The organism is Bacillus sp. PPSBB_2 (genome assembly GCF_045291115.1).
GTDB classification, from domain to species: Bacteria; Bacillota; Bacilli; order Bacillales; family Bacillaceae_G; genus Bacillus_A; species Bacillus_A cereus.
In genome coordinates, this window is record NZ_CP147983.1 from 4,528,278 (window position 1) to 4,539,913 (window position 11,636).

An 11,636-nucleotide genomic window follows, 5' to 3' on the forward strand; every position below is an offset into this window, starting at 1 on the left:
ATAATGTAAAAGACTATGCACAAAAGTATCCCTTGTTTAGAAGGAGAGGATTACTCATATGAAAATTGTTAAAATTTCCCCTCGTGGTTATTGCTACGGTGTTGTCGATGCAATGGTAATTGCACGTAACGCCGCATTAGATAAATCATTGCCGAGACCCATTTATATTTTAGGTATGATTGTTCACAATAAACATGTTACAGACGCTTTTGAAGAAGATGGAATCATCACATTAGACGGTCCAAGTCGCTTAGAAATTTTAGATAAAATTGATTCTGGTACTGTTATTTTCACTGCACACGGTGTTTCTCCAGAAGTTAAACAACGCGCAAAAGAAAAAGGTTTAACAACAATCGATGCTACTTGCCCAGATGTTACCAAGACGCATGACCTTATCGAAGCTAAGAAAGCGGAAGGGTATCATGTCATTTATATCGGTAAAAAAAATCATCCAGAGCCAGAAGGCGCAGTTGGTATTGCACCTGACATCGTTCACCTTATCGAAAGAGCCGATGATTTAAAAACATTAGAAATCCCAACAGATAAAATTTTAGTAACAAATCAAACAACGATGAGTCAATGGGATGTTCAACATTTAATGGAGGACATTCAAAAAAAATTCCCAACAGCAGAATTCCATAAAGAAATTTGTTTAGCAACTCAAGTTCGCCAAGAAGCTGTCGCTAAACAAGCTGATGTTGCAGACTTAACAATTGTTGTTGGTGATCCGAAAAGTAACAATTCAAATCGCTTAGCACAAGTATCACAAGAAATCGCGGGTACAAAAGCATATCGAGTTGCTGATGTAAGCGAAATTCAATTAGAGTGGCTACAAGGTGTAGAAAACGTAGCTGTTACAGCAGGTGCTTCTACTCCAACGCCAATTACGAAAGAAGTTATCGCTTTCTTAGAGCAATATAACCCAATGAATCCCGCTACATGGGAAAGAGTTCGAAAAGTACCGTTACAAAAAATATTACCTCGCGTGAAAGTGAAAAAAGAACAATAATAAAAACCGTTGCTTGCATGAGCAACGGTTTTTATTTTTCTTATACAAATATAAATGGATCTGTATGTAACTGCGAAGCATGAATGTGTACATTGAGTTTCTTTGCATCCACTTTTTCTTGTAATTGCTTTTGTACACCTTGTTTCATTACTTTTTCAACATTATGTCCTGGGTCAACTATATTTAAACCGAGCATCATCGCATCATGAGCAACATGATAGTACATGTCACCAGTTACATATACATCTGCTCCTTTAAATTTCGCTTGGTTTATATATTTATTACCATCTCCACCAAGTACAGCTACTTTACGCACTTTATCGTCTAACTTACCGACAACTCTTGCGCCCTTCACGTCTAATGATTGTTTCACATGTTCTGCAAATTGACCAAGCGTCATTTCTTCTTGTAAGTATCCTATTTTTCCTAGGCCTAACGTTTCACCTTTATTATCAAGCGGATACACATCGTATGCTACTTCTTCATAAGGGTGCGCCGTTACCATTGCTTTAATCACTTTCCGCTGTAATGAAGCTGGAATAATCGTTTCGATTCGCACTTCTTCTACACGTTCTAACTGTCCAGTTTCCCCGATATAAGGATTTGTCCCCTCTTGAGGTACAAATGCGCCTGTACCCTCGCTACTAAACGTACAGTGGCTATAATTGCCGATATGACCAGCACCTGCGTCTCCTAATGCATTCCTTACTTCTTCTGCATGAGTGACTGGCACAAACACAACAACTTTTTTCATTTCTTCTGCATATGTCGGTGCCAAAACTTCTGTATTTTGCAATCCTAACGCCTCAGCAAGTAAATCATTTACCCCGCCCTTAGCAACATCCACATTTGTATGCGCTGCATAGATTGCAATATCATTTTTAATACACTTTTCAATAATTTTCCCATACGCCTTATCTGTATGAATCGCTTTTAACGGGTTAAAAATTAAAGGATGATGAGCAATAATGACATTTGCCCCTAATTGAATTGCTTCATCCACAACTTCTTCCGTTACATCTAACGCAATCAATACGTGCCGCACGGGTTTATTAAGCGCTCCAATCTGCAGGCCAATCTTATCTCCTTCCATCGCCAAATGCTTCGGATACATACTTTCAAATAAAGAAATAATTTCATGGCCATTTGGAATTTTACTCATGATAAAACCTCCCCTATCATTTTCATTTTCGCTTCTACTTCCCCACGCTTCGCTTTTGTTTCTTCAGAATCAGCTGCACGTTCTAACTGTTTTAAAATATTTTGGAAGTTTTTTAATTCTCCTTCCCATTTTTCAACGAAGGCTTCACTTTTTTCTGTTATTAAAAATGGTCCCATAAACAATTCAGCTTGTTTATTTTCAGAGTAAGGCGCTGCAACATTTCCTCGCTCCCCTACTAAAATTTCGTAAATTTTCCCATCTTCTTTTACGATTTTTTCATGGATAAGCTCCCAACCATTCTCAATAAACCATTCACGAATATGATGCGCTGCAATATTAGGCTGTAAAATTAAACGTGTTACACCTTCTAATTTTTCTTTACCACTTTCTAAAATGTCACGAATTAACGCTCCGCCCATTCCGGCAACCGTAATTACATCTACTTCTCCTGGTGCGATAACAGCTAATCCATTCCCTTTACGCACATCTACTTTATCCTGTAAACCACTTTCAGCTACAGTTGCTTGCGCAGAGCGAAATGGTCCATCTACGACCTCTCCTGCAACTGCTTTTGTAGCAATATTATTTATAATTGTATAACACGGTAAATACGCATGATCCGATCCAATATCAGCGACTGTAGATCCTACTGGTATTTCACGTACAACTTCTTCTAATCGTTTTGAAAGCTTTACTTCATTCATGTATTTCCATTACTCCTTCTCTTGTCAGTCTGTCTCCATGATAATGAATTTATAGTAGTTGTTGCAAGCCCATAACAACAATTCACTGCTCTATCATTCATCGTATTTTAGAAAATATAGAAAAACAAGCCCTTTGCATAAGCAAAAGGCTTGTCATACGGAACTTTATTTTTTCTTCGATAACCAATCAGCTACTTTAGCGGCTTGATCAGCTGGAACTATATTGGCAGGCATATTGCCTTTTCCTTTCGAAAGAATTTCTTTAATTTCATCCTTTGAAAGTTTCCCACCAATTTTTTGCAAGTTAGGTCCAACTGCCCCTTGTAACTGATCACCATGGCAGCTCGTACAACTTTGCTTCACAATATCTTCTGGTTTTGATGCCGTTTGTGCTGGCTTCCCGCCATTTTTTGCATCAGCTAACTCTTTAGATTTATTTAGCCCCTGAAATGAAAATACAAACATAACGATAATACCCAATGCTGCAATAAGAGCGAACGGAATCAGCGGATTACGTTTCATATCTCTTCTCCCCCTTCTATATCCCTAAATAGTTAGATGATTCAGTCATTTCCATTGTACTTGAAAACGCTCTATCAGAAAAGAGTAAACTACCACTTGTTAAAAATATTCCATAAATTCAGTTTATTGTTTTTTATTGTCATATCGCTTATTATTTCGATAATTATTAACGTTTCTCATCATATTTTTCGCTTTTCTACATATATTTTTGTATAGAATAAACAAAATTAATCGAAAAATCGAAAAATGAGCATTTGCAAATCAAAAGACAATTCTGTAAAATAAATTACAAGAAATTGTAATCGTTGCCGATAGCTAAATTTTAACAAAAATTAACAAAATAAAAAAGTTTACTTCACAATGGTGAAGTAAACTTAAAAAATAACCTATTCTAAGAAATCCTTAAGACGCTTACTACGGCTTGGATGTCTTAATTTGCGAAGTGCTTTTGCTTCAATTTGACGGATACGCTCTCTCGTTACGCCGAATACTTTCCCAACTTCTTCAAGCGTACGAGTTCGTCCATCATCTAAACCGAAACGAAGACGTAGAACATTTTCTTCACGATCTGTTAGCGTATCTAACACATCTTCTAATTGTTCTTTTAGCAATTCATAGGCTGCATGGTCCGCAGGCGATGTTGCTTCTTGGTCTTCAATAAAGTCACCTAAATGGGAGTCATCTTCTTCACCAATTGGTGTTTCAAGAGAAACTGGCTCCTGTGCAATTTTTAAGATTTCACGTACTTTTTCTGGAGCAAGATCCATTTCTTCACCAATCTCTTCAGGAGACGGTTCACGACCTAAATCTTGTAATAATTGGCGTTGTACACGAATTAACTTGTTAATCGTTTCAACCATATGAACTGGAATACGAATTGTTCGCGCTTGGTCTGCAATGGCACGTGTAATAGCTTGGCGAATCCACCAAGTTGCATACGTACTAAATTTGAAACCTTTACGATAATCGAACTTTTCAACAGCTTTAATTAGACCCATATTACCTTCTTGAATTAAGTCTAAGAAAAGCATACCACGGCCTACATAGCGCTTTGCAATACTTACTACAAGACGTAAGTTTGCTTCTGCAAGACGACGTTTCGCTTCTTCATCGCCTTCTTCAATACGCGTTGCAAGTCGAATTTCTTCTTCTGCAGATAGTAAGTCTACACGACCAATTTCTTTTAAATACATACGAACAGGATCGTTGATTTTAACCCCTGGTGGTACACTTAAATCATTGAGGTCAAACTCTTCTTCTGTTTTTGAAATTTGGCGATTATTAGGGCCTTCTTCGTTGTCATTATCACCAACTAAGTCAATGCCTTGTTCACCCAAATATTCATAGTATTCATCCATTTGATCGGATTCAATTTCAAATCCATTCATGCGTTCTGCAATCTCTTCATATGTAAGAACGCCACGTTTTTTTCCGAGCTCAGTGAGTTGTTCTTTCACTTGCTCAAGGGTCATTTCAGTTTCAATTTGTTTAGAACGAGCTGGTTTGTCAGCCATCTGTTCCCCTCCTTACGCGAGATACAAACATTCATTATACTAAAACTTTATCAAAAAAGCTATTTTCTCGCTTTTTGATTTTGTAAATATGCTACATAATATTTAGCAGCCTCTACAGGATCTGTTTTTTCCATTTGTTTCACTTTAAAGATGATCTCCATCTTTTCAAGTTTTTCCTGATGCCGTCTAAGCGTCTCCAAATGGCCTTGTAACACTTCTTCTGTGTATTCTGGATTAATAAATTCATCCGTCGAAATATCAGTGATAATATTTTTCAACTTTTCATCAGAGAGCCAACTTAAAAATGTTCCGACTGAAGGTTCATTTCCCTTTTCATAATATGCGTATAGTTCATATAAAATCCCTTTATGTTCTTCTGTATGAAAATCTTCTATATGGGATTCCATACGAACAGCTACTTCTGCACTTTGCAACATATGGTAAATAATTTCTCTTTCCGCTCTTTCAAAACCTGTTAACTTCGGTTTTGTTTGAACGACTTGAGACGGTTTAGCAACCTGCTTTATTTGTTTTTGCTGTACCTTTTGTTCTTTGCGATATTGGTGCAATTGATTCAAAAGTGTTTCCATTGAATACGAAAATTCTTGCGATAATGACTTCAAATATGACTCTGCCTGCATCGCATCTTGTAACAACGATAACTCTTTTAAAACACTTTTCACATATTCTTCTTTGCCAGACTCATCTTGCAAATTTTTCCCTAAACGCAAATAATTTATTTTAAAACCAACAAAACTCACACTTGATTTCACAAGATTTTCAAAAGCAGTAGTCCCATATTGTTGCACATATTCATCAGGATCAAGCTTATCTGGCAAGGATGTGACTTTCACTTGGCAACCAACTTTTAGCAATAATTGCCCTGCTTTCATCGTCGCTTCTCGCCCTGCTTTATCACCATCATAGCAAAGAACAACAGTTTCAACGTTACGTCGCAGAAGTTTTGCTTGTTCTTCAGTTAAAGCTGTTCCCATTGTCGCAACAGCTTCTTCCACACCACTTTTTACCGCAGCTAGTACATCGGCATATCCTTCGAAAAGAACCACTTGCCCACGCTTTCTAATAAATGGTCTTGCTTGGTGGAAGTTATACAACAATTTACTTTTGTGAAAAATCGGTGTTTCAGGACTATTTAAATATTTCGGAGTGTCATCTCCTAACGCCCTTCCACTAAACGCTATCACCTTACCTTGTAACGTATAGATCGGGAACATAACTCTTCCACGGAAGCGATCATAATGACTACCATCCTTCTCACTTCTTATTAGAAGGCCAGCTTGTTCCATAGTAGACAGCGATAAACCTCTTTTTTGTAAAATTTTCGTCGCTGCATCCCAAGCAGGTGATGCATAACCAATTTCAAACTTCTCAATCATCTCTTTCGTAATACCACGGTTTAATAAATATGAAAGTGCTTCATTTCCCTCTTCCGTATTTACTAATAAATGATGATAATACTTTTTCAATAATTCATGAGCTTGTTGCATGATGACAGTGTCATCAGATATGTCTTCTTGTTGTCCTTGTCCTGATGTGTACTCTGCAACCGCAATTCCATTTCTTTCGCCTAGCTTTTGAACAGCCTCGGTAAACGCCAGTCCTTCCATTTTCATTAGAAAGGAAAATACATTTCCACCTTCTCCACATCCGAAGCAATGAAAAATTTGCTTATCAGATGAAACAGAGAATGAAGGAGAATTCTCACCATGAAATGGACAAAGGCCGAAATAGTTACGCCCCTGTTTTCTAAGTTGAACGTATTCACCAATGACTTCTACAATATCGGATGATGTCCGAATCTGTTCAACAACTTCTTCGGGAATTCTGTTCCCCATAACTCCATCTCCGTGTCGTATTTTGTATTCGATATAAATTAAAAAATTCCTTTATAATTCGACAATATTTTTCTAAACTTGTTAGAAAGTGTTGCCGATTACATTGTATAAACGATTTTGAACCTTTCCTATAGGTCCTTTATCTGCATAAATCGCATATACATACTTGCTATATAAAATTGTATACATTTGCTCATCTGTTACAAATGTATCTCTTAGAAACAATACATATACACCTTTTTACAAGAAGAGTAGCAAGCCACATATACTGTTTGATCTTGAGATCTGTAACTTTTTCATGTTGATCCATATAACAATCAACTCCATTTTGTTCAGTATCTACAATGATCCAATTGCCTTGCTATTTCCTTAAAGGATGAGCATATGATGCGACAAACAAAATTCCGACATGAAATTCCGCTCCAACTTGCACAATTTCAGCCTTCACGGGATATACATCTACACCAACTAATATGTTGTTGATGTTTTGCATATTTCTGTATTCTACATCCCTTCTGTGAATCCTTCCATAATGTGCGTTTTCTTGTATAGATTTTGTCGATTTAACGTAATTACATGTCTTTTTCGTAAATCCTATCCCTAGTTTATTCTGAAAAATTAAAGTCTAAACGTAAAATATAGGTTTTTATCACAATTTTTTATTATAATATATTTTCTTCAACTACGCTACATATCCCTTTATTTTTTCATCTTACATTTCAGGATGACAAACTCACACCTTGAATATACTAAAAGACAAAGGAGTATAAGTATAACCATTACACTACAATCTATTACAAAATCCATAGGTATCATATTTCACATGAGCGAAAAAAGCACATTCACCTTTGGTAAATGTGCTAAAACATTTTTTGGTTTTGCACTGCATTCACAATAATATTTGCTGTTTCTTCAATCGCTTTATTCGATACATCGATTACTTGGCAATTTATTTTACTAATTACTTCCTCAAAGTGATCAATTTCTTCTTGAATACGATTAATATTTGCATATGTTGCTCCATCACTTAATCCAAGTGATTTTAATCGTTCTTTTCGAATATGATTTAACTTATCTGGCGTAATTTTCAAACCGAAACATTTTTCTTTTGCCACTTGATATAGTTCTTCAGGTGGGTCAACTTCTGGCACGAGTGGTACATTCGCAACTTTCAAGCGTTTGTTATGAGCTAAATATTGGGAAAGTGGTGTTTTTGATGTACGCGAAACACCAATCAACACGATATCTGCTTTTAAAATACCTCGTGCATCTCTGCCGTCATCATACTTCACAGCAAACTCAATCGCTTCAATCTTTTTAAAGTATTCTTCATCTAACCTACGGACAACACCTGGCTCATATCTCGGCACTTGCCCCGTAATTTCTTCAATTTGATCAATAAGAGGGCCGATAATATCGTATGCCTCTACCCCTTCTTTTGCAGCCTCTGTTACTAAATACTGGCGCATATCAGGCTTAACTAACGTAAAACATATAAGTGCTTGATTACTCTTAGCAATCGAAATCACTTCTTTTAATGTCCCTGTATCTTCTACATACGGTACACGTCTAATATCAGGAGCAAACGGGAATTGCCCCATTGCTGCTCGAACAACCAAATCAGCCGTTTCTCCTACAGAGTCAGATACGACATATACGATTTTATTATCCATTACATTACCTCACTTTAAACAAATTACACTTATTCGTTATTTACTAAATTTACAAACGCACGTGTAATATTTGTTTTTGTAATTCGCCCAATCACTTCTAAACCTTGTTTCGTATCTTTTACAACTGGCATTGCATCAATCTGTCTTTCTATTAATTCCATCGCAATATCATATAAAGAATCCTCTCTACGACACATCGCAATGTTTGGCATCCTTGTCATGATAATATTAACCGGAAGAGAGGTTAAATCCTGCTTTCCTAAGCTCGCTCTTAATAAATCTTTACGAGACACAACACCAACTAATAGAGTCATCTGATCTACAACGAACAATGTACCAACGTCCTCTAAAAACATCGTACAAATTGCATCGTATACGGAAACATTTTTATCAATTACAACCGGTCTAGATTGATAATCTTGTACTTTAATTTTCTTAACAGCTTCAGATAATAGCTGCCCCCCAGTTTTACCCGTATAAAAATAACCTACGCGTGGACGTGCTTCTAAATAACCAGCCATCGTTAAAATTGCTAAGTCTGGTCTTAGCGTCGCACGTGTTAGACCCAATTGCGCTGCAATTGATTCCCCTGTAATAGGACCGTGATCTTTTACAATCTGAATGATATGTTCTTGCCGTTTATTCAGCTCTATGATAATCACCACCTTTAATGCACAACGAAAAAAGTTATACTATCTCTTAAATATTATATACTAAATATGCTATTCGAAAAAGAAAGTATGTAAAAAGGACCGTATACGGCCCAAAATTATATTTGAAACTTATCAAGTTGTTCTAAAAAACGTCTTGATTTCAAATAACTTCCGCAATATTCATCATAATATGTATTCAATACTAAACGCATTTGTTTTTTTGTGCTATCCTTTACCGATACATTTCCGAGCCTATGTAAATCGAAATGGAAGAAAAGGCGTAATAATTTATGAACAGCTTCTCCTACCGGTATACGATATGGGTCTTGCTCTGCATGACGTGAGCACAGAAAACCGCCTTCCCTTACGGAGAAGGCGACAAAGTCTGTTTCTTGATGACAAATCGCACATGTATCAAAGTACGGGTGCATCCCTAATACCGGAAGCATTTTCGTTTGATAAATTAATGATAATACTTCTGGATCAACACCCTCACACATATAATGCAACGTTTGATATAACATTTCAAATAAATACGGATTATGTTTTTTATCTTCTGTTGCTTTATCAGTTAACTCAACAATAAATGATGCATAAGCAGTTAAAAATATATCCTCGCGAATTTCTTTCATAGTTGAAATAATCTCGCCTTGTTGCAATGTTCCAAGCCCAGATCCCATTTGAATTAGAAAATGGCCATGTGTCATTAATTGCGACACAGATGCTAATCGGCTTTTCGGTTTTTTTGACCCTCTTGCCATTGCACTTACCTTACCAAGTTCTCTTGAGAATATTGTAACAATTTTGTTCGTTTCTCCGTAATCTGTCGTACGGATAACGATGCCCTCAACTTTTTGAAACATGTTCGTCACCATCCAAGGTTTGAACAAAACGGGTCAAGAAATTGGAGAGTCTAGATGCGCTAGCTCCTCTTCATGTTGATCCATCTCATCGTTTACGTCTTTTTCCATTTCTTTCAAAAGCAAGTACGTTTCAATGCTTCCTGTTTTGGAGAAAAACTTCCAGGTAAAATCTAGCATAAGAATCCACCTTTCTCAATAAGCGTAGCCTATAAACCAATTTCCTTTGTTGTTATTAAATTGACCCATTTTGTCCATTTTCATGTAAGAAAAATTTTTCCTAATTTATCAAAGTTCATAAAAACCAATAATCAGTGGATGAACCAACCATCCACTGATTACAACTTTACTCTATTTTAGTACTCATCCTCGCGGAAACCTAGGTCACGAAGCTGAGACATTTTATTACGCCAATCTTTTTGCACTTTTACCCATACTTCTAAAAATACTTTAGAACCAAGTAGCGCTTCAATATCAAAACGAGCTCGCTTACCAACTTCTTTTAACATTTTCCCTTGTTTTCCGATGATGATTCCTTTTTGTGATGCACGTTCAACAACAATCGTTGCATTTATATAAACTGCCCCGCCCTCACGCTTTTGAATCGCATCGATAACAACAGCCACAGAATGCGGCACTTCTTCACGTGTTAAATGTAGTACTTTCTCACGAATAAGCTCTGCAATAATAAATCTCTCCGGATGATCCGTTACTTGATTCTCTGGATAGTATTGTGGTCCTTCTGGTAAATACTTTTTAATTGTTCCAATTAAAGCGTCCACATTATTACCGTCTAACGCAGAAATTGGTACAATCTCTGCAAATTCATGTAGTTTACGATATTGATCAATTAACTCTAGTAATTGCTCTGGATGAAGTTGGTCAATTTTATTAATGACTAAAAATACTGGTTGTTTCGTTTCTTTTAATTTCTCAATGATGAATTCCTCACCACGACCAAATCCTTCAACTGCATTAACCATAAACAGAACAATATCAACTTCTTTTAATGTCGTTTGAGCCATCTTTACCATGAAGTCGCCTAATTTATGTTTAGGTTTATGTATTCCTGGTGTATCAATGAAAATAACTTGTGCATCATTTTCTGTATATACACCTTGAATTTTATTACGAGTCGTTTGTGGCTTATCACTCATAATAGCAATTTTCTGGCCAATAATACGGTTTAAAAATGTAGATTTTCCAACATTCGGTCTGCCAATAATAGAGACAAAACCTGATTTATAACCTTTTCTATTCATGTAAATCCTCCGCTAAAAATGCTCCTGGTAACAATTCTCCGACTGTCGTCTCCTGAACGTCACCATGTAAGTTTGATAAGTATACTTTCGTATCCTGTTTACATAATTCTACCATAACTTGTCGACATGCTCCACAAGGAGGTACTGGGCGCTTTGTATCTGCTACAACCGCAATGGCTACAAATTCTTTATCTCCTTCAGAAACCGCCTTAAATAAAGCTGTTCTTTCAGCACAATTACATAAGCCATATGATGCATTCTCAACATTACATCCACGATATACTTTTCCACCGCGCGTTAATAATGCTGCACCTACTTGAAATTTAGAATATGGTACGTACGCTTGTTTACGCGCTTCGATTGCTTCTAGAATTAATTGTTTACTATTCATATTCCCGCATCCTTCCTGTTCACAGCTATG

General features: G+C 36.5%; 13 protein-coding genes. 1 reads left to right on the forward strand and 12 read right to left on the reverse strand.

The window, feature by feature from the left end:
* Positions 1-58 precede the first annotated feature (58 nt).
* Complete coding sequence (locus V6946_RS22835; protein ID WP_000706662.1) at positions 59-1,009, forward strand: 4-hydroxy-3-methylbut-2-enyl diphosphate reductase; 951 nt, start codon at positions 59-61, stop codon at positions 1,007-1,009.
* Between the two features lie 40 nt (positions 1,010-1,049).
* On the opposite strand, the gene V6946_RS22840 is transcribed toward V6946_RS22835, so the two are convergent.
* The 12 genes from V6946_RS22840 to V6946_RS22895 form a co-directional block, all read right to left on the reverse strand.
* Positions 1,050-2,171, reverse strand: coding sequence for a Nif3-like dinuclear metal center hexameric protein (locus tag V6946_RS22840; protein ID WP_000036242.1), 1,122 nt, complete (start codon positions 2,169-2,171; stop codon positions 1,050-1,052).
* Positions 2,168-2,875, reverse strand: a complete 708-nt coding sequence (locus V6946_RS22845; RefSeq protein WP_001006542.1) for a tRNA (adenine(22)-N(1))-methyltransferase TrmK — start codon at positions 2,873-2,875, stop codon at positions 2,168-2,170. Before V6946_RS22845 ends, V6946_RS22840 begins: the two co-directional genes overlap by 4 nt.
* Before the next feature lie 165 nt (positions 2,876-3,040).
* On the reverse strand, positions 3,041-3,397 hold the full coding sequence (gene cccA, locus V6946_RS22850; protein ID WP_000828141.1) for a cytochrome c550: 357 nt from the start codon (positions 3,395-3,397) through the stop codon (positions 3,041-3,043).
* Between the two features lie 386 nt (positions 3,398-3,783).
* Entirely contained in the window at positions 3,784-4,911 is a 1,128-nt protein-coding gene (gene rpoD, locus V6946_RS22855; RefSeq protein ID WP_000764065.1) for an RNA polymerase sigma factor RpoD, read from the reverse strand.
* A 59-nt stretch (positions 4,912-4,970) separates the two neighbouring features.
* Entirely contained in the window at positions 4,971-6,767 is a 1,797-nt protein-coding gene (dnaG, locus tag V6946_RS22860; RefSeq protein ID WP_000528223.1) for a DNA primase, read from the reverse strand.
* Between the two features lie 81 nt (positions 6,768-6,848).
* Entirely contained in the window at positions 6,849-6,992 is a 144-nt protein-coding gene (locus V6946_RS22865) for a hypothetical protein (protein ID WP_000479733.1), read from the reverse strand.
* Positions 6,993-7,627: 635 nt separating this feature from the next.
* Positions 7,628-8,440: a pyruvate, water dikinase regulatory protein gene (locus tag V6946_RS22870; protein WP_000368944.1), complete on the reverse strand. Its 813-nt coding sequence runs from the start codon at positions 8,438-8,440 to the stop codon at positions 7,628-7,630.
* Positions 8,441-8,469: 29 nt separating this feature from the next.
* Positions 8,470-9,102, reverse strand: a complete 633-nt coding sequence (locus V6946_RS22875; RefSeq protein ID WP_000583756.1) for a helix-turn-helix transcriptional regulator — start codon at positions 9,100-9,102, stop codon at positions 8,470-8,472.
* Between the two features lie 107 nt (positions 9,103-9,209).
* Positions 9,210-9,956 carry a DNA repair protein RecO gene (recO, locus tag V6946_RS22880; RefSeq protein ID WP_366981688.1) on the reverse strand — a complete coding sequence of 249 codons (747 nt, stop codon included), beginning with the start codon at positions 9,954-9,956 and terminating at the stop codon, positions 9,210-9,212.
* Positions 9,957-9,989: 33 nt separating this feature from the next.
* On the reverse strand, positions 9,990-10,133 hold the full coding sequence (locus V6946_RS22885) for a YqzL family protein (protein ID WP_000883924.1): 144 nt from the start codon (positions 10,131-10,133) through the stop codon (positions 9,990-9,992).
* Between the two features lie 176 nt (positions 10,134-10,309).
* Entirely contained in the window at positions 10,310-11,215 is a 906-nt protein-coding gene (gene era, locus V6946_RS22890; protein WP_001080230.1) for a GTPase Era, read from the reverse strand.
* Positions 11,208-11,606 (reverse strand): cytidine deaminase, encoded by a 399-nt coding sequence (locus V6946_RS22895; RefSeq protein ID WP_001086285.1) that lies wholly within the window; start codon positions 11,604-11,606, stop codon positions 11,208-11,210. The genes era and V6946_RS22895 overlap by 8 nt, the downstream gene beginning before the upstream one ends.
* Positions 11,607-11,636 lie beyond the last annotated feature (30 nt).

Bases quoted from the DNA above. Each gene is read 5' to 3' on its own strand.
- V6946_RS22835 (WP_000706662.1), top strand. From the start codon at position 59: ATGAAAATTGTTAAAATTTCCCCTCGTGGTTATTGCTACGGTGTTGTC.
- V6946_RS22840 (WP_000036242.1), bottom strand. From the start codon at position 2,171: ATGAGTAAAATTCCAAATGGCCATGAAATTATTTCTTTATTTGAAAGT.
- V6946_RS22845 (WP_001006542.1), bottom strand. From the start codon at position 2,875: ATGAATGAAGTAAAGCTTTCAAAACGATTAGAAGAAGTTGTACGTGAA.
- cccA (WP_000828141.1), bottom strand. From the start codon at position 3,397: ATGAAACGTAATCCGCTGATTCCGTTCGCTCTTATTGCAGCATTGGGT.
- rpoD (WP_000764065.1), bottom strand. From the start codon at position 4,911: ATGGCTGACAAACCAGCTCGTTCTAAACAAATTGAAACTGAAATGACC.
- dnaG (WP_000528223.1), bottom strand. From the start codon at position 6,767: ATGGGGAACAGAATTCCCGAAGAAGTTGTTGAACAGATTCGGACATCA.
- V6946_RS22870 (WP_000368944.1), bottom strand. From the start codon at position 8,440: ATGGATAATAAAATCGTATATGTCGTATCTGACTCTGTAGGAGAAACG.
- recO (WP_366981688.1), bottom strand. From the start codon at position 9,956: ATGTTTCAAAAAGTTGAGGGCATCGTTATCCGTACGACAGATTACGGA.
- V6946_RS22885 (WP_000883924.1), bottom strand. From the start codon at position 10,133: ATGCTAGATTTTACCTGGAAGTTTTTCTCCAAAACAGGAAGCATTGAA.
- era (WP_001080230.1), bottom strand. From the start codon at position 11,215: ATGAATAGAAAAGGTTATAAATCAGGTTTTGTCTCTATTATTGGCAGA.
- V6946_RS22895 (WP_001086285.1), bottom strand. From the start codon at position 11,606: ATGAATAGTAAACAATTAATTCTAGAAGCAATCGAAGCGCGTAAACAA.